The sequence below is a fragment of the Curtobacterium sp. MCLR17_045 genome, assembly GCF_003234405.1.
Classification (GTDB): domain Bacteria; phylum Actinomycetota; class Actinomycetes; order Actinomycetales; family Microbacteriaceae; genus Curtobacterium; species Curtobacterium flaccumfaciens.
On the sequence record NZ_QKTB01000004.1, the window covers coordinates 79879 to 99025 of the forward strand.

17 protein-coding genes and 1 tRNA gene are annotated in these 19147 nt (G+C 71.8%); 15 read left to right on the forward strand and 3 right to left on the reverse strand.

Annotation, left to right across the window (positions count from 1 at the left end):
• Positions 1 to 98 precede the first annotated feature (98 nt).
• A complete protein-coding gene (locus DEJ05_RS04745; protein ID WP_111109875.1) occupies positions 99 to 1193 on the forward strand; it encodes a VIT1/CCC1 transporter family protein in 1095 nt (364 codons plus the stop codon).
• A 23-nt stretch (positions 1194 to 1216) separates the two neighbouring features.
• On the opposite strand, the gene DEJ05_RS04750 is transcribed toward DEJ05_RS04745, so the two are convergent.
• Positions 1217 to 1756, reverse strand: coding sequence for an HdeD family acid-resistance protein (locus DEJ05_RS04750; RefSeq protein WP_173033968.1), 540 nt, complete (start codon positions 1754 to 1756; stop codon positions 1217 to 1219).
• A gap of 151 nt (positions 1757 to 1907) precedes the next feature.
• Here DEJ05_RS04750 and DEJ05_RS04755 point away from each other — a divergent pair, with 151 nt between their 5' ends.
• From DEJ05_RS04755 to DEJ05_RS04765, 3 genes are read left to right on the forward strand one after another with little or no spacing between them, the layout of a single operon-like run.
• Positions 1908 to 3449 carry an aldehyde dehydrogenase family protein gene (locus DEJ05_RS04755; protein ID WP_111109876.1) on the forward strand — a complete coding sequence of 514 codons (1542 nt, stop codon included), beginning with the start codon at positions 1908 to 1910 and terminating at the stop codon, positions 3447 to 3449.
• On the forward strand, positions 3449 to 3847 hold the full coding sequence (locus DEJ05_RS04760) for a DUF779 domain-containing protein (protein ID WP_111109877.1): 399 nt from the start codon (positions 3449 to 3451) through the stop codon (positions 3845 to 3847). Before DEJ05_RS04755 ends, DEJ05_RS04760 begins: the two co-directional genes overlap by 1 nt.
• A gap of 52 nt (positions 3848 to 3899) precedes the next feature.
• Positions 3900 to 5123 carry a helix-turn-helix domain-containing protein gene (locus DEJ05_RS04765; protein WP_146245021.1) on the forward strand — a complete coding sequence of 408 codons (1224 nt, stop codon included), beginning with the start codon at positions 3900 to 3902 and terminating at the stop codon, positions 5121 to 5123.
• A gap of 24 nt (positions 5124 to 5147) precedes the next feature.
• On the opposite strand, the gene DEJ05_RS04770 is transcribed toward DEJ05_RS04765, so the two are convergent.
• Positions 5148 to 5624 (reverse strand): hypothetical protein, encoded by a 477-nt coding sequence (locus DEJ05_RS04770; RefSeq protein ID WP_146245022.1) that lies wholly within the window; start codon positions 5622 to 5624, stop codon positions 5148 to 5150.
• 149 nt (positions 5625 to 5773) lie between these two features.
• Here DEJ05_RS04770 and DEJ05_RS04775 point away from each other — a divergent pair, with 149 nt between their 5' ends.
• The 5 genes from DEJ05_RS04775 to DEJ05_RS04795 all read left to right on the forward strand — a co-directional run bounded on the left by DEJ05_RS04775 (position 5774) and on the right by DEJ05_RS04795 (position 9352).
• Positions 5774 to 6457 carry a response regulator gene (locus tag DEJ05_RS04775; protein ID WP_258371313.1) on the forward strand — a complete coding sequence of 228 codons (684 nt, stop codon included), beginning with the start codon at positions 5774 to 5776 and terminating at the stop codon, positions 6455 to 6457.
• Positions 6454 to 7944 (forward strand): cell wall metabolism sensor histidine kinase WalK, encoded by a 1491-nt coding sequence (locus DEJ05_RS04780; RefSeq protein WP_111109879.1) that lies wholly within the window; start codon positions 6454 to 6456, stop codon positions 7942 to 7944. Before DEJ05_RS04775 ends, DEJ05_RS04780 begins: the two co-directional genes overlap by 4 nt.
• 12 nt (positions 7945 to 7956) lie before the next feature.
• Positions 7957 to 8038: transfer RNA gene (locus DEJ05_RS04785), tRNA-Leu, on the forward strand.
• 128 nt (positions 8039 to 8166) lie between these two features.
• Complete coding sequence (locus DEJ05_RS04790; protein ID WP_017887240.1) at positions 8167 to 8772, forward strand: ANTAR domain-containing response regulator; 606 nt, start codon at positions 8167 to 8169, stop codon at positions 8770 to 8772.
• A gap of 109 nt (positions 8773 to 8881) precedes the next feature.
• Positions 8882 to 9352 carry a GNAT family N-acetyltransferase gene (locus tag DEJ05_RS04795; RefSeq protein WP_111109880.1) on the forward strand — a complete coding sequence of 157 codons (471 nt, stop codon included), beginning with the start codon at positions 8882 to 8884 and terminating at the stop codon, positions 9350 to 9352.
• Positions 9353 to 9376: 24 nt separating this feature from the next.
• Here the strand turns inward: DEJ05_RS04795 and DEJ05_RS04800 are convergent, their stop codons facing one another.
• Positions 9377 to 9745 carry a PaaI family thioesterase gene (locus DEJ05_RS04800; RefSeq protein WP_051596794.1) on the reverse strand — a complete coding sequence of 123 codons (369 nt, stop codon included), beginning with the start codon at positions 9743 to 9745 and terminating at the stop codon, positions 9377 to 9379.
• Positions 9746 to 9873: 128 nt separating this feature from the next.
• On the opposite strand from DEJ05_RS04800, the gene polA reads away from it, so the two are divergent.
• The 6 genes from polA to DEJ05_RS04830 all read left to right on the forward strand — a co-directional run bounded on the left by polA (position 9874) and on the right by DEJ05_RS04830 (position 19134).
• Positions 9874 to 12516, forward strand: a complete 2643-nt coding sequence (gene polA, locus DEJ05_RS04805) for a DNA polymerase I (RefSeq protein ID WP_258376085.1) — start codon at positions 9874 to 9876, stop codon at positions 12514 to 12516.
• 50 nt (positions 12517 to 12566) lie between these two features.
• On the forward strand, positions 12567 to 14246 hold the full coding sequence (locus DEJ05_RS04810) for a DUF885 domain-containing protein (protein ID WP_111109882.1): 1680 nt from the start codon (positions 12567 to 12569) through the stop codon (positions 14244 to 14246).
• A gap of 158 nt (positions 14247 to 14404) precedes the next feature.
• A complete protein-coding gene (gene rpsA, locus DEJ05_RS04815) occupies positions 14405 to 15880 on the forward strand; it encodes a 30S ribosomal protein S1 (RefSeq protein WP_071403741.1) in 1476 nt (491 codons plus the stop codon).
• A gap of 92 nt (positions 15881 to 15972) precedes the next feature.
• Entirely contained in the window at positions 15973 to 16575 is a 603-nt protein-coding gene (gene coaE / locus DEJ05_RS04820) for a dephospho-CoA kinase (protein WP_111046397.1), read from the forward strand.
• Positions 16572 to 17615 carry a hypothetical protein gene (locus tag DEJ05_RS04825; RefSeq protein WP_111109883.1) on the forward strand — a complete coding sequence of 348 codons (1044 nt, stop codon included), beginning with the start codon at positions 16572 to 16574 and terminating at the stop codon, positions 17613 to 17615. The genes coaE and DEJ05_RS04825 overlap by 4 nt, the downstream gene beginning before the upstream one ends.
• Positions 17616 to 17637: 22 nt before the next feature.
• Complete coding sequence (locus DEJ05_RS04830; RefSeq protein WP_111109884.1) at positions 17638 to 19134, forward strand: AMP-binding protein; 1497 nt, start codon at positions 17638 to 17640, stop codon at positions 19132 to 19134.
• The last annotated feature ends 13 nt before the right edge of the window (positions 19135 to 19147 follow it).

Consider the following 19147-nt stretch of genomic DNA (forward strand, 5'->3'; position numbering starts at 1 on the left):
TGGAGGCCCGGCGCGAGCAGCGCCGACCGCTTCCGGTCCGCGCCCTGCCGCGTCTCCACGGCCCTGGTGGTGACCGGACGTCGGCCGCAGGCGGCAGGATGGTCGGTGTGAGCCTCCGATCCGACACCCCGGCGCCGCGCGCCGACGTCCGCCGCTGGCGTCGCTACCTGGCCGACGAACGTGCCGAGGCGGCCGTGTACCGCAACCTCGCTGCCCGCCGTTCCGGCGAGGAGCGCGAGATCCTCGCCGCGCTGGCCGAGGCCGAGGGACGGCACGCCGACCACTGGCTCGACCTGCTCGGCGACGACGTCGGACGTCCCCAGCGGGGGAGCCTGCGCACCCGGGTGCTCGCCGTGCTCGCCAAGCGGTTCGGGTCGGTCTTCGTCCTCGCGCTCATGCAGCGCGCCGAGGACCGCTCGCCGTACGCCGACGACTCGGACGCGACCGCGCGGATGGCCGCCGACGAGCGGATCCACGGCGAGGTCGTGCGCGGGCTCGCGAACCGGGGCCGGATGCGGCTGTCCGGCACGTTCCGGGCGGCGGTGTTCGGCGCGAACGACGGTCTGGTGTCCAACCTGGCGCTCATCATCGGCATCAGTGCCTCCGGGGCCGACCGGCACTTCGTGCTGCTGAGCGGCATCGCCGGCCTGCTCGCCGGCGCGTTGTCGATGGGGGCGGGGGAGTACGTCTCCGTCCGGTCGCAACGCGAACTCCTCGAGGCGTCCGCGCCGCACCCCGAGGCCGGCAAGGCGGTGTCGGACCTCGACGTCGATGCGAACGAGCTCGCGCTGGTCTACCGCGCGCGCGGGATGTCCGAGGCCGAGGCGACCGAGCACGCCGCGCAGGTGCTGTCCGGCATCGGCGAGCGGCGGCCGGCGACCGGTTCGACCGCGGTCGCGGACGACCACGAGGCGGTCGGTACCGGGCTGAGCGCAGCGGTGTCGAGCTTCTGCTTCTTCGCCTCGGGCGCGATCATCCCGGTGCTGCCGTTCCTCTTCGGCATGCAGGGGTGGCCGGCGATCGCGGTGGCCGGCGGGCTGGTGGGCATCGCCCTGCTCGGCACCGGTGCCGTCGTCGGCGTGCTCAGCGGGGCCTCGCCGGGCAAGCGGGCCTTCCGGCAGCTCGCCATCGGGTTCGGCGCGGCGATCGTCACCTACGCGCTCGGGCTGCTCTTCGGCACCGGGTCGGCCTAGCGGCGGACGGCGGCGAGCGGCGGCTAGCGGCGGACGGCGGCGCGCGGCGGCAGGAGCAACAGGGCCGCGGCCCCGACGACGATGAGCGCGATGCCGGCGAACACCATGAAGACGGTCAGCGCGAGTCCGGGTGCGACGAGCACGACGATTCCCCCGATGATCGACAGCACGCCGCTGACGACCGTCGGGACGCGTGACGACCCCGGGTGGCCGACGAAGCCGCCGACGATCGCGGCGACCCCCTCGATCAGGAACCCGACCCCGGCGAGCACGGCGTAGACGACGAGCGGGATCGCCGGGTCGAGCAGGGTCACGAGCCCCGCGACCGCGACCAGGCCGCCGACGATGCCGGACGTCCACCGCCACACCGGCCGGGTGCCGTGCCCCCGCACCGCGGCGAAGACGCGGAGCGCCCCGGCCACGACGAGGTACACGCCGAACAGCAGCGCCACGAGCACGAGCGACGGGCGGGGCCAGACGATGGCCACGATGCCCAGTGCGATGGCGACGACGGCGGTGACGACGACGAACACCCGGAACGTCCTGACGGCACGAGAATCCACGAGCGCTCCTCCCTGATCGCCAGCGCTGGTGTCCAGCACGCTACCCGTCGGAGCCCCGGACCGTGCAACGACCTGCAACCCCCGCGGTCGTACCGTGCGGAGCAGGCGCGCGACCCGTGCGCCCCGACAGCGTCGTCGAAAGGGCACCACCATGACCATCGCACCCTCGCCCACCAGCTACGCCGCACCCGGCGAGCCCGGCTCCCTGGTCGAGTACCGATCCCGGTACGACCACTTCATTGGCGGGGCGTACGTGCCGTCCGCCAGCGGGCAGTACTTCGAGAACCCCACCCCCGTCACGGGCAAGGTGTTCACCGAGGTGGCCCGCGGTGACTCCACGGACGTCGACCGGGCCGTCGCCGCCGGATGGAAGGCGTTCCCGGCCTGGGGACGGACGAGCGCGGCTGAACGTGCCGTCATCCTCAACAAGATCGCGGACCGCATGGAGGAGCACCTCGAGATGCTCGCCGTCGCCGAGACGTGGGAGAACGGCAAGCCCATCCGTGAGACCCTCGGCGCCGACATCCCGCTCGCGATCGACCACTTCCGGTACTTCGCCGGGGCGATCCGCGCACAGGAGGGCTCCGCCGGCGAGATCGACCACGACACCGTGGCCTACCACTTCCACGAGCCGCTCGGCGTGGTCGGGCAGATCATCCCCTGGAACTTCCCGATCCTGATGGCGGTGTGGAAGCTTGCACCGGCCCTCGCCGCCGGCAACTGCGTCGTGCTGAAGCCCGCCGAGCAGACCCCGGCGTCCATCCACGTGCTCGTCGAGCTCATCCGCGACCTGCTGCCCGCCGGGGTGCTCAACGTGGTCAACGGCTTCGGCATCGAGGTCGGCGCACCGCTCGCGCAGCACCCGGACATCCGGAAGATCGCCTTCACGGGGGAGACCACGACCGGGCGGCTGATCATGCAGTACGCCTCGCAGAGCCTCATCCCGGTGACGCTCGAGCTCGGCGGCAAGAGCCCGAACGTGTTCTTCCCCGACGTGGCGGCCGAGAAGGACTCCTTCTACGACAAGGCGCTCGAGGGCTTCACGTTCTTCAACCTGAACCAGGGCGAGGTCTGCACGTGTCCGTCGCGGGCACTCGTGGCGAAGGAGATCTACGACGGGTTCGTCGCCGACGGCCTGGAACGCGTCCGCGCCGTCAAGCAGGGACACCCGCTCGACCTGTCAACGATGATCGGCGCCCAGGCGTCCAACGACCAGCTCGAGAAGATCCTGAGCTACATCGACATCGGCAAGCAGGAGGGTGCGAAGCTCCTGACCGGTGGCGAGCGCGCCGACCTGGGCGGCGAACTCTCCGGCGGCTACTACGTCACGCCGACGGTGTTCGAGGGCGACAACTCGATGCGGATCTTCCAGGAGGAGATCTTCGGGCCCGTGCTCGCGCTGACGTCCTTCAGCGGCTACGACGACGCGATCGCCACGGCCAACGACACCCTGTACGGGCTCGGCGCCGGGGTGTGGAGCCGTGACGTCACGACCCTGTACCGCGCCGGACGGGACATCCAGGCCGGGCGCGTGTGGTCGAACACGTACCACCAGTACCCGGCGGGTGCGGCCTTCGGCGGCTACAAGCAGTCCGGCATCGGGCGTGAGAACCACAAGATGATGCTCGACCACTACCAGCAGACGAAGAACCTGCTCGTCTCGTACGCCGATGGACCGATGGGCTTCTTCTGATGCCCGAAACCGCACGCGTCGCGGTGACGCCGGCGGCGGGGGAGCTCCTGCACACCCTCACCGCCCGGCACGGCCCGCTGATGTTCCACCAGTCCGGCGGCTGCTGCGACGGTTCGAGCCCGATGTGCTACCCCGTCGGCATGTTCCGGACCGGTCCGGGGGACGTCCTGCTCGGTGCGGTGCAGGTGGACGGCCTCGAGCCGGTCGAGGTCTACATGTCGGTGTCGCAGTTCGAGTACTGGAAGTACACGCACCTGACGATCGACGTGGTCGCCGGTCGGGGCGGCGGGTTCTCGGTCGAGGTCCCGGAGGGCAAGCGGTTCCTCACCCGGTCGCGGATGTTCGACGACGCCGAGCTCGCCGATCTCGGCCTGGTCCCGCGGGTGGCCCGGACGTAGGCTGACCGCACGCGTCGCGACGGAGCGGCGGGTGGGGTCGATCGGAGGACGCATGCGCGCACCCGGTCGGCTCCGCCCGCTCGTCGCCGCGTCGTGGCAGCGGTCCGCCCGGGTCGATCCCGACGCGACCCCCGTCCTCGCCCTCGGCGACGACGAACTCGACGCCGTCCAGCACGACGGCCCCCTCGCAACCCTGCTGCCGGTGGTCCGCCGGCTGCTGCTCGACGACTCCCGCTCGGCCGGGTGCGTCGTCGCCGTCGCGGATGCCGCGGGCCGTCTCGTCTGGGTCGACGGTGCCCGCTCCACGCGTCGCGCCGCCGAGGACATGGGCTTCGTCCCCGGGGCCGACTGGTCGGAGGACCGCGTCGGCACCAGCGCGCCCGGCACGGCACTGCGCCTCGACCGTCCGGTGCAGATCCGCTCCGACGAGCACTACGCGAACGCCGTCAAGCCGTTCTCGTGCACGGCGGTCCCGGTGCACGACGCGAGCGGTGCGACCGTCGGGGTGCTCGACCTGACGGGCGACGACCGCGCCGTCGAGCGGCACACGCTGTCGCTGCTCGCCGCCACGGTCGCCGCAGCCGAGGCCCAGCTCGCCCTGGCCGCGGTCCGACCACGGGCGCGGACCCCCCGCGTAGCGTCGGCCGAGCTGACCGTGCTCGGGACCGACACCGCCGTGCTCCGGATCGCCGACCGCCGGGTCGAGCTGTCCGCCCGGCACTCCGAACTGCTCGTCGTGCTCGCCGCGCACCCCGCGGGCCTCGCAGCGACCGACCTCGCCGCCGCTGTCTACGGTGACCCGGGCGCGGTCGTCACCCTGCGTGCCGAGGTCGTCCGGCTGCGCCGCGTCCTCGCGCAGCACGCGCCGGACGTGACCGTGACGTCGCGGCCGTACCGGGTGACCGGGGTCCGGACCGACGTCGACGGCGTGCTGTCCGCGCTCGAACGCGGGGCGCGCCTCCAGGCCGTCGACCGGTACGCCGGACCGGTCCTGCCGGGCTCCGCCGCACCCGGCGTCGACGCGGTCCGGGACCTGGTGCGGCTGCGGTTCCGCGAGTCGGTCGTCGCCGACGGCGGCGTCGACGCCCTGCTCGCGTGGGCGCGCACCCCGGACGGTGCGACCGACGCGCTCGTGCTGCGCGCGCTGCTCGGGGTGCTGCCGCGGCGGTCGCCGCGACGGGCCGGTCTCGTGGCGGCGATCGAGGCGCTCGAGGGTTCCGGAGACGCTCGGGACGACCAGGCCGGGAGGCGCGCCCCGCGCGATCGGGATCGCTGACGGCGCGCGCTCCCCGGCTCGGTATCAGGAACCGGAGGCCGGCGCAGGGGTCGTGGTCGCGTCGGGAGCTGCCGGGGCTGGTGCCGTGGCCTTCCCCGTCGCGCTGTCCTCCGGCGGGGTCGGCGCCGTGGGCTTCGCACCCTCCTTCGGCGGGGTCGGCGCCTTCCCGTCGGCGCCCTTCGGCGGGGCGGGGACGGTCGCGTGCGCACCGGCGTCCGGGAGCGCCGTGCAGCCGGGCGCCGTCGCGGGCCCGCCCTCGGGCGGTGCGGGCACCGTCGCGGTGTCGCCGTCGGCCGGAGCCGGGGCCGGCGTGGTCGCACCGGTCGGTGCGCCGGTCGGGGTGCCCTGCGCCGGGGTGGTCGTGGCTGCGTTCGCCGTGGCGATGCCGAACCCGCCGAGCACCAGGACCGCGGCCGCGGCCGTGCCGATGCCGACCCGTCGCAGGAGCGCCCCGCGTCGCCGGGTGGGAGTGGTGGTCGAGTCGTCTCGTTCGTCGTGCATGGTGGTCACCGTTCGTCTGTCCGAGCGAATCCGGGTGATCCGCCGCTGCAGACGACGCTCGAGTCCGAATCTGAAGCATGCCTGAAGCACAGGGGTTCTCCAGCGTCCTCCATGCTCGGTGGCCGTCGGAGCGCCGTACGGTGTCCGCCGTGCCTGCTCCCGCCCGAATCCTGGTCGTCGACGACGACGACTCCATCCGCACCGCGGTCGCGACCACACTCCGCGCCGAGGGCTTCCTCGTCGCCGAGGCCGCGGACGGACGGGACCTCGTCGACGACCTGCGACGCAGCGCCCCCGACCTCGTCCTGCTCGACTGGATGCTGCCCGGACCGAGCGGCATCGTGCTCGCCGGACGGGTGCGTTCCGCCACGGACGCCGCCGTCGTCATGATGACCGCGCGGGACGAACTCGACGAGCGGTTGCGCGGTTTCGCCGAGGGGGCCGACGACTACGTGGTGAAGCCGTTCGCGATGGCCGAACTGGTCGCCCGCGTGACCGCGGTGCTCCGACGGCGTGGCCGGATCCCCTCGGTCGTCGAGGTGGGCGACCTCGTGCTCGACCCGGACGCCGCCACCGCCCGCCGCGCCGGGGTGCTGCTCGACCTCACCGCGACGGAGTTCCGCCTGCTGCGCTTCCTGGCCGAGAGCCGGGGCCGGACGGTGTCCAAGGGACAGATCACCACCCAGGTGTGGGGGTACGACGACGTCGCGGCGAACGTCGTCGAGGTCCACCTCAGCGCCCTCCGGCGGAAGATGGAGGCGCACGGACCACGCCTCGTGCACACCGTCCGGGGCATCGGGTACCGGCTCAGCGACGAGCGGACCGCAGCGTGAGGGCTGAGGCCGGGCGCCTGCGGACCACCTCGCTGCGGCTGCGGACCGTCGTCGCCATCGTGGTCCTGCTCGCCGTCCTGCTCGCCGGGCTGACGATCGCGGTCGAGGGGCTGCTCGGCGTCCGGCTCCGCGCCCAGGCCGAGGACCGCCTGCGTGACCGTGCGTCGGCCGCTGCGGCGCTCGTCGGCACCGTCGACGCCGAGGATCTGGCCGACCGGCTCTCCGCGCAGGGACTCTCGGTCCGGATCGTCCAGCCGGACGGGGACGCCGTCGAGGCCGGACCGACCCCGGACCAGCTCCGCGCCGGTCCGCTCGACCCCGGTTCCCTCCCCGTGACGGTCCCGCGGGGCAGCGGGGGCGTCGGACGGACACCCACCGATCCGGCCACGCCGGCGCCCGCCGACGACGGCGCCACGATCACGTCGTCGTCGGTTCGCGAGGACGACGGTGTCCTCACCCTGGTGAGCCGGCTCGACGACGGCACCCGGATCACCCTCACCGCCGGCACCCGTGACGTCCAGGACACGCTCGTGCAGCTCGGCTGGGTGATGGGCGGTGCCTCGGCGGCGTTCCTCGGCATCGCCGTCCTCGGCGTCGTCCTGGTCGTCCGACGGTCCCTGCGACCGCTCGACCAGATGGCGACGACCGCGCGGTCGATCGCCGGCGGTGACCGTGGGCAGCGGCTCCGACCCTCGCGCCGCGACACCGAGATCGGTCGCGTGGCCGTCGCCCTGGACGAGATGCTCGACGCGGTCGAGGGCGCCGAGCGTGACGCCGTCGCCGCAGAGGCCCGCGTCCGGTCGTTCCTCTCCGACGCCGCGCACGAACTGCGGACACCCGTCGCAGGGGTCCGCGCGGCCGCCGACACCCTGGTGCGGGGTGGCGCCGGTGACGACCGGACCCGCGAGGTGCTGGCCGTGCACGTCGTCCGGCAGGCCGACCGGGCAGCTCGGCTCATCGAGGACATGCTCACGATGGCCCGGCTCGACCGCGGGATCGAACTCGACCGTCGGGTGGTCGACCTCGGGGCGTTCCTGGCGGCCGAGGGAGACCGGCTCCGGCTCCGGCTGCCCACCCTCGAGCTCGACGTCGTCGTGCCCGCGCACCCGGTGGAGGCCGACGTCGACGCCGAGCGGATCGCCCAGGTCCTCGGCAACCTCGTCGACAACGCCACACGTGCGGGCGGTGCGACGGGACGGGTCGTCGTCAGCCTCGACGACCGCGGACCCGGCCCCGTGGTGCGGGTCGAGGACGACGGGCCGGGGATCCCCGTGGAACACCGTGAGCGGGTGTTCGACCGGTTGGTCCGGCTCGAGGCCGCACGGGACGCCCGCTCGGGCGGAGCGGGGCTCGGGCTCCCCATCGCGCGGGGCATCGCCGAGGCGCACGGCGGCGGGCTGCGGTACGGCGAGGACGGCACCCTGGGCGGCGCCGTGTTCGAGTTGTCGCTCCCGGCGGCGACCGGGGTGGTGCGCGCGTCCTGCTAGCCTGGAGTCCTCGCGAGTGTGGTGGAATCGGCAGACACGGGGCACTCAAAATGCTCTGCCTCACGGCGTGCGGGTTCAAGTCCCGCCACTCGTACGAAATTGCTCACGGCGTGCGGGGCAGTTCGGACCCGCGTCCCGCCACTCGTACCAAGCTGCCCATCCGTCTGATCGATCTGCGTGGTCTGGGATGCGGCAGTTCCGTCGTCTAGTAGGCTTTCGTCCGTGAGTGACACAGAAGCAACAGCACCAGCACCCCGTCGCGTCGTCGTCGCCGAGGACGAGTCGCTCATCCGCCTCGACATCGTGGAGATCCTCCGCGACAACGGGTTCGACGTGGTCGGTGAAGCCGGTGACGGTGAGACCGCCGTCCAGCTCGCGACCGACCTCCGCCCCGACCTCGTCGTGATGGACGTCAAGATGCCCCAGCTCGACGGCATCTCCGCAGCGGAGAAGCTGTCCAAGAACCACATCGCGCCCGTCGTCCTGCTGACCGCGTTCAGCCAGAAGGACCTCGTCGAGCGTGCGACCGAGGCCGGCGCGCTGGCCTACGTGGTCAAGCCCTTCACCCCGAACGACCTGCTCCCCGCGATCGAGATCGCCCTCTCGCGGTACCAGCAGATCATCACGCTCGAAGCCGAGGTCGCCGACCTCGTCGAGCGCTTCGAGACCCGCAAGCTCGTCGACCGCGCCAAGGGCCTGCTGAACGAGAAGATGGGCCTCACCGAGCCCGAGGCGTTCCGCTGGATCCAGAAGGCCTCGATGGACCGCCGCCTGACCATGCACGACGTCGCCAAGGCGATCATCGAGCAGCTCAGCGCCAAGAAGTAGTCCAGCGCACCACCGTCGCTCACGGAACGCCGTCGGACCCCCTGGGGTCGGCGGCGTTCCTGCGTCCGGGGGCGGGGCGTGTGCCGCGACCACCTGGCAGGCTGGAGCCATGGACGACGTGGTGATCCGGGCCTCCCGGCCTGACGACATGCCGGCGGTGGCGGACCTGCGGTGGCGGTGGAGCGTCGACGAGGACGGCCGCTCGCCGGTGCAGACGCCGGAGGAGTACCGCAGGGCGATGACGGACTTCGCCGCCCGTCACCGTGAGTCGCACCGGTGCGTGGTCGCCGAGCGGGACGGTGTGGTGCTCGGCATGGCGTGGCTGGCGGTCCACCCGCGACCGCCGGCGCCGCACGTCGACGGTGATCGGTTCGCCGCTGAACTGCAGACGGTCTACGTGCACCCGGAGCTGCGCGGTTCGGGCGTCGCCGGACGGCTCGTCACGGCCCTGCTCGAGCTCGCCGACGAGCTCGGCGTGGAGCGGACGTCGGTGCACTCCAGCGTGGACGGCGAGCGGCTCTACCGGAGGCTCGGGTTCGGCGACGCCCGCCTGCTGCTGCAGCGGCCGCCGGAGGACTGAGTCGTCGGTCCGTCGCTTCGTCGGTCAGCGACGCTCGCGGATCATGTTCGTGATCCGCACGGTGGAGCAGCGACGACCCTGGTCGTCGGTCAGGACGATCTCGTGGGTGGTGAGCGTGCCGCCCAGGTGGATGGCGGTGCACGTGCCCGTGACGATGCCGCTCGTGGCGCTGCGGGAGTGCGAGGCGCTGAGCTCGATGCCGACGGCGTAGCGGCCGGGCCCGGCGTGCACGTTCGCGGCCATCGAACCGAGGCTCTCCGCGAGGACGACGTAGGCGCCGCCGTGCAGCAGGCCGACCGGCTGGCGGTTGCCCTCGACGGGGATCGAACCGACCGCGCGCTCGGCCGAGAGCTCGGTGATGACCATGCCCATCTTCTCGGCCAGCTCGCCCATGCCGCGTTCGTCGATGCGGGGATCGATCGTGGTCGATGTGGTGTCGTCGGTCACGGTCTGCGTCGACCTTCCGTGTCAGCGGGCGTCGGTAGGCTGTCCGGGTGTCGGACTCCGCAAAGCCTACCCTCATGGTCATCGACGGCCACTCGCTCGCCTTCCGGGCCTTCTACGCGCTGCCGGTCGACAGCTTCGTGAACCGCGAGGGGCAGCACACCAACGCGATCCACGGCTTCATCTCGATGCTGCTGATGCTCCTGCAGCGCGAGAAGCCCACCCACCTGGCGGTGGCGTTCGACATCTCCCGGTTCTCGTTCCGAACGCGTGAGTACGCCGAGTACAAGGGCACCCGCTCCGAGACCCCGGCCGAGTTCAAGGGCCAGATCCCGCTCCTGCAGCAGGCGCTCGAGGCGATGGGCATCACCACCGTCACGAAGGAGGACTACGAGGCCGACGACATCCTCGCGACCCTCTCCAAGCAGGGTGCCGACCAGGGCTTCACGGTCTACGTGGTCTCCGGTGACCGCGACTCGATCCAGCTCGTCAACGACGACGTCACGCTGCTCTACCCGTCGGTCCGCGGTGTCTCCGAACTCACCCGCTACGACCGCGACAAGGTCTACGAGCGCTACGGCATCGAGCCCCACCAGTACCCGGACATCGCCGCACTCGTCGGCGAGACCAGCGACAACCTGATCGGCATCGACAAGGTCGGCGAGAAGACCGCGGTCAAGTGGGTGACCCAGTACGGGTCGCTCGACGGCGTCCTCGAGCACGCCGACGAGATCAAGGGCGTCGTCGGCAACAACCTGCGCGAGCAGCAGGACCGGGCGATCCGGAACCGCCGGCTCAACCGCCTGGTCACCGACGTCGAGCTGCCCGTCGGTCCCGCCGACGTCGCGCTCCGCCCGGTCGACGAGACCGCGGTGCGCGAGCTCTTCGCCAAGCTGCAGTTCCGCACGCTGCTCGACCGCGTCTTCAAGGTGGCCGGGTCGGGCGACCCCGCCGAGCCCGCGGCCGAGGGTGCCGTCGCCGACGGTGCGCCGACCCCGCCGCCCGTCAAGACGCTGATCGACGAAGAGCTCGGCTACTGGCTCGAGCGCCGCAACGCCACCGAGGCGGCGAACGGCTACGGCGTCGCGGTCGAGGTCATCGACGGACGCCTCAGCGCCATCGGCATCGCGACCCACGACGACGCCGTGCTCGTACCGGGCGGCAGCGGCGCGCAGGACTACGAGCAGCTCTCGGCCTGGTTCGCCTCCGACGCCCCGAAGCACTTCCACGACGCCAAGGCCGCCATCAAGGCGCTCGGCACCGCCGGCTTCGTCGTGAACGGCATCGCCGGCGACGCACGCATCATGGGGTGGCTCGCGCAGCCCGGCAAGCAGGGGCAGCCGCTGTCCGACCTCGTCTACCAGGAGCTCGGCGAAGAACTGCCGACGGCCGACCCGAACCAGCTGGTCCCCGAGACCGATCCGGTCAACGTCGGGGTGCACGCGTGGTTCGTGCTCCGCGTCACCACGGCCCTGCGCGCCCGGATCGACGGGTCCTCGCTGCAGGTCCTCGACGACATCGAGCTGCCGCTCGTGTCGGTGCTGGCCGGCATGGAGACCATCGGCGTCGGCATCGACCGCCCGGTGCTCACCGGCCTGTCGAAGGAGCTCGGTGAGCGCGCCGCCGAACTCGCGCAGCAGGCCTTCGCCGAGATCGGGCACGAGGTCAACCTCGGATCGCCGAAGCAGCTGCAGGAAGTCCTGTTCACCGAGCTCGCGATGCCGAAGACCCGCAAGACCAAGACCGGGTTCTCGACCGACGCCGCGAGCCTGGCCGACCTGCAGGAACAGCACCCGCACCCGTTCCTCGGGCTCCTGCTGCAGCACCGCGACGCCACGAAGCTCCGGCAGATCGTCGACACGCTCGACGCCGCCGTGGTCGACGGGCGCATCCACACCCGCTACGAGCAGACCGGTACGAGCACCGGCCGGGTCTCGTCGACCGACCCGAACCTGCAGAACATCCCGGTGAAGACGGCCGTCGGTCGCCGGATCCGGTCGGCGTTCGCGGTGGCCGAGCCGTACACGACGCTCGTCACCGCCGACTACTCGCAGATCGAGATGCGGATCATGGCGCACCTCTCCGGCGACCCGGGGCTCATCCAGGCCTTCAACGAGGGCGAGGACCTGCACCGCTTCGTCGGCGCGCGGGTGTTCGGCGTCGACCCGTCCGAGGTCTCCAATGAGATGCGCACCAAGGTCAAGGCGATGTCCTACGGCCTGGCCTACGGGCTGAGCGCCTTCGGTCTGTCGAAGCAGCTGCGCATCGAGCAGTCCGAGGCCCGCACCCTGATGACCGAGTACTTCGCTCGCTTCGGCGCTGTGCGCGACTACCTGCGCAACGTCGTCGAGCAGGCGCGCGAGGACGGCTACACCGAGACGATCTTCGGTCGCCGTCGCCCGTTCCCCGACCTGAAGAGCCCGAACCGGGTCCTGCGCGAGAACGCCGAACGCGCCGCGCTGAACGCCCCGATCCAGGGTTCGGCCGCCGACATCATCAAGATCGCGATGCTCGGGGTCGCCGACGACCTGCGCGACGGCGAGCTGCAGTCGCACCTGCTGCTCCAGGTGCACGACGAGCTCATCCTCGAGGTCGCGCCCGGGGAGCAGGAGCGTGTCGAGGAGATCCTCCGCACCCGGATGGGCAGCGCCGCCGAGCTGAGCGTCCCGCTCGACGTCTCGGTCGGTGTGGGGCCGAACTGGGAGAGCGCCGCCCACTGACCCGGGCGGCTCGGGATTCCTGCCGACCCGCGGGTCGGTAGGGTCGGGGCATGAGCGAAGAGCGTCCTGTCCGCCAGCCGTCCGCCGTCGACCGCGTCGCCGAGGACTGGGTCACCACCCTCGTCGACCTCGACCCGACGACCGCCACGTACATCGGCGTCCCGGGGCGCACGGGGGAGTACGGCGACACCTCGCCCGCCGGCGCCGCCGCGATGGCCGAGGCCGCGCGCGGTGCGAAGCGTGCGCTCGACGCCGCTCCCGCCGTCGACTCGGTGGACCAGGTGACGAAGGCCGACCTCGGCGCCGAGCTGGACCTGGTGCAGGAGTCGTACGAGCGCAAGCTGCACCTCCGCGACCTCAACGTCATCGCGAGCCCGGCGCAGTCGGTGCGGGAGATCATCGACCTGATGCCGACCGCGACCGAGGGCGACTGGCAGGACATCGCGAGTCGGCTGCAGGCGCTGCCGGATGCGCTCGAGGGCATCCGCGAGACCCTGCTCGAGGGCACGCGTGAAGGCGTCACCCCGGCGAAGCGCCAGGTCGCGCTCATCGCCGAGCAGGCGGCGCGCACCGGCGCCGACGGCGGGATGTTCCGTCAGCTGGCCGACTCCGCCGCGTTCGAGGGCGACGTCCCCGTGCCGGAGACGCTCCGAGCAGACCTGCACCGCGGTGCCGAGGTCGCCGCGGCGGCCTACCGCTCGTTCGGCCAGTTCCTGGAGCACGAGCTGCTGCCGCTTGCCACCCCCGTCGACGCCGTCGGTCGCGAGGCCTACGAGCTGCACTCGCGCCGGTTCCTCGGTGCGGTCGTCGACCTCGACGAGACGTACGAGTGGGGCCTCGAGGAACTCGCGCGCATGCGGGACGAGCAGGAGCGCATCGCCGACCGCATCGAGTCCGGTGCGAGCGTCGCCCGGGCGATCGAGGTGCTCGACACCGACCCGTCCCGGATCCTGCACGGCACCGACGCGCTGCAGCGGTGGATGCAGGAGACGAGCGACGCGTCGATCGCCGCGATGGCCGGGACGTACTTCGACATCCCGGACCCGATCCGTCGCCTGGAGTGCCGGATCGCCCCCACGCAGGAGGGCGGCATCTACTACAGCGGCCCCTCCGACGACTTCTCCCGTGCCGGCCGCATGTGGTGGTCCGTCCCCGAGGGCGTCACCGAGTTCGGCACCTGGCGCGAGAAGACGACGGTCTACCACGAGGGCGTCCCCGGACACCACCTGCAGATCAGCCAGGGCGTCTACAACCGCGGCGAACTGAACACGTGGCGCCGGCAGCTGTCCGGGTCCTCCGGACACGTCGAGGGCTGGGCGCTGTACGCCGAACGGCTGATGGAGCAGCTCGGGTTCCTCGACGACGACGGGGACCGCCTCGGCATGCTCGACGGGCAGCGGATGCGTGCGGCCCGCGTCGTGCTCGACATCGGCGTGCACCTGCAGAAGACGAACCCCGACGGCGGCGGCTGGACGTGGGAGTACGCGCTCGACTTCATGGGGCAGAACGTGAACATGGACCCCGCGTTCGTCCGGTTCGAGGTCGCCCGGTACTTCGGGTGGCCGGGCCAGGCCCCCTCGTACAAGGTGGGTCAGCGCGTCTGGGAGTCCATCCGCGACGAGGTCGCCGCCCGCGAGGGAGCCGACTTCGACCTGAAGGCGTTCCACCACCGTGCGCTCTCGCTCGGCAGCATCGGTCTCGACACCCTGCGGACCGCCCTGGTCGGGTGACGCGCCGTCGACACGCCCGGTTGTGGGGCCTCCGCCGGTGCGGTTAGACTTGTGCGGCGCAATCCGCGCCACTCAATCAATCGCCACGGCGGTGCACCACGGGGGCCGAGTCCCCGCACGCCATGGCCCGACTCATGTCCGTTCGGAGCAATCTCTACATGACAACCACTACGACCAAGGCTCCTAAGCAGGTCGCCATCAACGACATCGGTTCGGCTGATGACTTCCTGGCCGAGGTCGAGAAGACCCTGAAGTTCTTCAACGACGGTGATCTCATCTCCGGCACCGTCGTGAAGATCGACCGCGACGAGGTCCTCCTCGACGTCGGTTACAAGACCGAGGGCGTCATCCCCTCGCGCGAGCTCTCGATCAAGCACGACGTCGACCCCAACGAGGTCGTCGAGGTCGGCGACGAGGTCGAGGCCCTGGTTCTCCAGAAGGAGGACAAGGAAGGCCGCCTCATCCTGTCGAAGAAGCGCGCGCAGTACGAGCGTGCGTGGGGCGACGTCGAGAAGATCAAGGAGTCCGACGGCGTCGTGACCGGGACGGTCATCGAGGTCGTCAAGGGCGGTCTCATCGTCGACATCGGCCTCCGTGGCTTCCTCCCCGCCTCGCTCATCGAGCTCCGTCGTGTCCGCGACCTGACGCCGTACCTCGGCCAGGAGATCGAGGCGAAGATCCTCGAGCTCGACAAGAACCGCAACAACGTGGTCCTGTCGCGCCGTGCACTCCTCGAGCAGACGCAGTCCGAGTCCCGGACGACGTTCCTCAACAACCTCCACAAGGGCCAGGTCCGCAAGGGCATCGTGTCCTCGATCGTCAACTTCGGTGCGTTCGTGGACCTCGGCGGCGTCGACGGTCTCGTCCACGTCTCCGAGCTCAGCTGGAAGCACATCGAGCACGCCAGCGAGGTCGTCGAGGTCGGTCAGGAAGTCACCGTCGAGATCCTCGAGGTCGACCTGGACCGCGAGCGCGTGTCGCTCTCGCTCAAGGCGACGCAGGAGGACCCGTGGCAGGTCTTCGCCCGCACCCACGCGATCGGTCAGATCGCACCGGGCAAGGTCACGAAGCTCGTCCCGTTCGGTGCCTTCGTCCGCGTTGCCGACGGCATCGAGGGCCTCGTGCACATCTCGGAGCTCTCGAACAAGCACGTCGAGCTCGCCGAGCAGGTCGTCTCGGTCAACGACGAGGTCTTCGTCAAGATCATCGACATCGACCTCGACCGTCGCCGCATCTCGCTCAGCCTCAAGCAGGCGAACGAGGGCGTCGACCCGGAGAGCGACGAGTTCGACCCGGCGCTCTACGGCATGCCGACCGAGTACGACGACAAGGGTGACTACAAGTACCCCGAGGGCTTCGACCCGGAGACCAACGAGTGGCTCGAGGGCTACGACACGCAGCGCACCGAGTGGGAGGGCCAGTACGCGGCCGCCCAGGGTCGTTGGGAAGCCCACAAGGCGCAGGTCGCGAAGACCATCGCCGACGAGGCGCAGGGTGGCTTCGACCTCCCGGCCACGGCTTCCTCGTCGTCGTCGACCTCGTCGTTCGCCGGCGAGACGGGTGGTGCGAGCCCCCTGGCCGACGACGCGTCGCTCGCTGCACTCCGCGAGAAGCTCAGCTCGACCAACAACTGATCGAGCGGTTCGTCCCGACCGGAAGCCCGGCACCCCTGACAGGGTGCCGGGCTTCCGGCGTTTCCGGGCATCGGGGTCGTTACCCTGTTGCCGTGCACATCATCGGACTCACGGGCGGAATCGCCGCGGGCAAGTCGACGGTCTCCCGGCGCTGGGCCGAGCACGGGGCCGTCGTCGTCGACGCCGACCGACTGGCTCGGGACGCCGTGGCACCGGGCAGCCCGGGCCTGGCGCAGGTCGCCGAGCGGTTCGGTCCGTCGGTGATCGCCGCCGACGGTTCGCTCGACCGGCCGGCGCTCGGGTCGATCGTGTTCGCGGACCCCGCGGCGCGGAAGGACCTCGAAGCCATCACGCACCCCGAGGTCTGGCGGCTCGCGCAGCAGGCGTTCGACGCCGCCGAGGCCGCCGACCCCGACGCCGTGGTGGTCTACGACGTGCCGTTGCTCGCCGAGGCTCGCGGCTCGCGTCCGCTCCGGTTCGACGCGGTCGTGGTGGTCGACGCCCCCGCGGCGCAGCGCATCGAACGGCTCGTCGAGCACCGCGGGATGCCCCGTGACGAGGCCGAGCGTCGCGTCGCCGCCCAGGCGAGCGATGCCGACCGTCTCGCCCTCGCCGACCACGTCGTCGACGCCACCGGGACGCTCGAGCAGACGATCCGCTCCGCTGACGAGGTGTGGGCGCGGATCACTCCATGAACCACCGCCTGCTGCTGGTCCTCGCCGCGATCGTCCTCGTGGCGATCGGGGCCGCCTCGCTCGTCGCCGCGAACGTCCTCGGTGCCCAGCGTGTGGCGGACAACGGCCGGGTCGCGGTGCACGAGCGGCCGTCGGGTGACGAACACGGGCCCGAGGGGGAGTTGCACCGGTTCCGGCTCGGAACGGTGAACGGTGAGCGGCTCACCCCGAACCGTGACGACTTCGCCGCACGCACCTCGGCTGACGGGCCGCTCCTGCTGTTCCTGCCGGCGACGCGATCCCGTCCCGCGGAGTACCAGCGGTTCCTCGGGGCCGCCCTGGCCGACGGGTACCACGTGCTCGGCCTCGACTACTGGAACCTCGGCCGCACCCTGTCCGGCACGTGTGAGGCGAACGCACGCTGCTACGGCATGGTGCAGCGGAACCGCTTCGACGGCACGCGGCCCTCGGCGTTCAGCGCGGTCAGTCCGGCCGGGTCGATCGTCTCGCGCTTCCGGGACGCCGTCGCGTACCTCGACGACCACGACCCCGACGGCGGCTGGGGGCGGTTCGTCCAGGGCGACGACCGCATCGTCTGGAACGACATCGTCGTGGCCGGGCACTCGCAGGGCGGCGGAGAGGCGGCGTACATCGCCCACATCCGCAGTGTCCACGGCGCGCTGATGTTCTCGTCACCCGTCGAGTCCCGCGGGCCGGCGCACGCAGCGTGGATGGACCGCCCGGGCCGGACACCGGTGGACCGGATGTACGCCATCGACGACGTCCGTGACACGTTCGGCCCCCGCATCACCGGTTCGTGGGACGTCCTGGGGTTGAGCGGTGTGTCCGGGCCGTTCGAGACGGACACCGCACCGCCACTCGCCGGAGCGGACCCGCACGCGATCCTCACCGACCTCGGCGGCGACGGCAAGGCGCACTCCCTGATCATCAAGGACTCGACGCCGCTCACCCGTGACGGCGTCCCCCGGATGCTCCCGCTGTGGCAGTGGATGCTGCACCGGTTCTCCACAGATCCCGCTGTTCCCTCTGACCGCTCATAGCGTCGCGCAATAGCCTTCCTGCGTGCAGCCCGTTCGTGATGAACCCGACCTGCGCTCGCTCATCTGGGCCCGTGCGGCCGACGGGGGCGTGCGCAACTTCCTCGAGGACGCCCGCTCCGAGCGCGTCCTCACGTACCGTGCGCTCGACGACGCGGTGACCGCCTGGTCGCGGACCTTCGACGCGATCGGCATCGCCCCGTCGGGTGCCGTCCTGGTCGATGTCAGCGACCCGCTCGCGTTCGCGGTCGTGCACCTGAGCGCCGTCGCCTCCGGTCGGCGGGCGATCCCCGTCGACACCGACCAGCCGGCCACCGAGCCCGGCCGTCTCGCCGACCTGATCGGCGGAGCGTCCATCGTCGTGTCGGACCGCGCGGTGGACGCGACCGTCCCCGGGGCACCGGCGAGCGGGATCGACCCGGCCACGTTCCTCCCGACCGCCGTCCGTGACGGCGACCTGCCCGCCGACAGCCCGCACGCGCCGGGCCAGGGGTCCGTCGTGCTGTTCACCTCCGGTTCGACCGGCACGCCGAAGGGCGTCGAGCTGCCCGAGACGCAGCTGCTGTTCGTCGCCCGGGCCGTCGCACGGCACAACCGGCTCGTGCCGGACGACCGCGGGTTCAACTCCTTGCCGCTGTTCCACGTCAACGCCGAGGTGGTCGGACTGCTCGCGACGCTCGTCGCCGGCGCGACCCTCGTGCTCGACCGGCGCTTCCGTCGTACCGGGTTCTGGGACCTGCTCGCGGAACGACGGATCACCTGGCTGAACGCCGTCCCGGCCGTCCTGGCCGTGCTGGCGAAGACCGGGCCGCTCGAGTTCCCGCCGGGCCTGCGGTTCGTGCGCAGCGCGTCGGCGCCGCTGCCCGATCCGGTGCGCGCCGCCCTCGGTGACGCGCCGCTCGTCGTGAGCTGGGGCATGACCGAAGGCGCCTCGCAGATCACGGCGACCCCGCTCGACGAACCGGCCCGGCCCGGCACCGTCGGGGTGCCGGTCGGGTCCGAGGTGCAGGTCCGCGGCGAGGACGGCTCGGTGCTGCCCCCCGGCGAGATCGGTGCGCTGTGGGTGCGGGGCGAGGGGATCGTCCGGGGCTACCTGGGCGGCCGCGCGTCCGAGCGGTTCGACGCCGACGGGTGGCTGCACACCGGTGACGTCGGGTCCGTCAGCACCGACGGCTGGGTGTCACTGGCCGGACGCTCCGACGACGTCATCAACCGCGGTGGCGAGAAGGTCTACCCGTCCGAGGTCGAGGACGTCCTGCTCGGCGACCCACGCGTGCTCGAGGCGGTCGTCGTCGGCCGCCCCGACGACGTGCTCGGTGCCGTCCCGATCGCCTACGTGATCCCGCAGCCCGACGAACCCGTCGACCACGCAGCCCTCGTGGCTGACCTCGTGGCCCGGGCCGAGGCGCACCTAACCCGGTTCCGCCGACCGGTCGAGGTCATCGTCGTGCCCGACCTGCCGCGCGCACCCACCGGCAAGGTGCAGCGCGCGAAGGTCCGGACCATGGCCCGACCATCGTGAACGGACCATCACG

Excerpts from the sequence above, each read along its gene's own strand:
- DEJ05_RS04770 (WP_146245022.1), bottom strand. The coding sequence starts at position 5,624 with ATGCACGACGAACGAGACGACTCGACCACCACTCCCACCCGGCGACGC.
- DEJ05_RS04800 (WP_051596794.1), bottom strand. The coding sequence starts at position 9,745 with ATGGGCGAGCTGGCCGAGAAGATGGGCATGGTCATCACCGAGCTCTCG.
- rpsA (WP_071403741.1), top strand. The coding sequence starts at position 14,405 with ATGACAACCACTACGACCAAGGCTCCTAAGCAGGTCGCCATCAACGAC.
- DEJ05_RS04795 (WP_111109880.1), top strand. The coding sequence starts at position 8,882 with ATGGACGACGTGGTGATCCGGGCCTCCCGGCCTGACGACATGCCGGCG.
- DEJ05_RS04745 (WP_111109875.1), top strand. The coding sequence starts at position 99 with ATGGTCGGTGTGAGCCTCCGATCCGACACCCCGGCGCCGCGCGCCGAC.
- polA (WP_258376085.1), top strand. The coding sequence starts at position 9,874 with ATGGTCATCGACGGCCACTCGCTCGCCTTCCGGGCCTTCTACGCGCTG.
- DEJ05_RS04760 (WP_111109877.1), top strand. The coding sequence starts at position 3,449 with ATGCCCGAAACCGCACGCGTCGCGGTGACGCCGGCGGCGGGGGAGCTC.
- DEJ05_RS04765 (WP_146245021.1), top strand. The coding sequence starts at position 3,900 with ATGCGCGCACCCGGTCGGCTCCGCCCGCTCGTCGCCGCGTCGTGGCAG.
- DEJ05_RS04825 (WP_111109883.1), top strand. The coding sequence starts at position 16,572 with ATGAACCACCGCCTGCTGCTGGTCCTCGCCGCGATCGTCCTCGTGGCG.
- DEJ05_RS04755 (WP_111109876.1), top strand. The coding sequence starts at position 1,908 with ATGACCATCGCACCCTCGCCCACCAGCTACGCCGCACCCGGCGAGCCC.
- DEJ05_RS04810 (WP_111109882.1), top strand. The coding sequence starts at position 12,567 with ATGAGCGAAGAGCGTCCTGTCCGCCAGCCGTCCGCCGTCGACCGCGTC.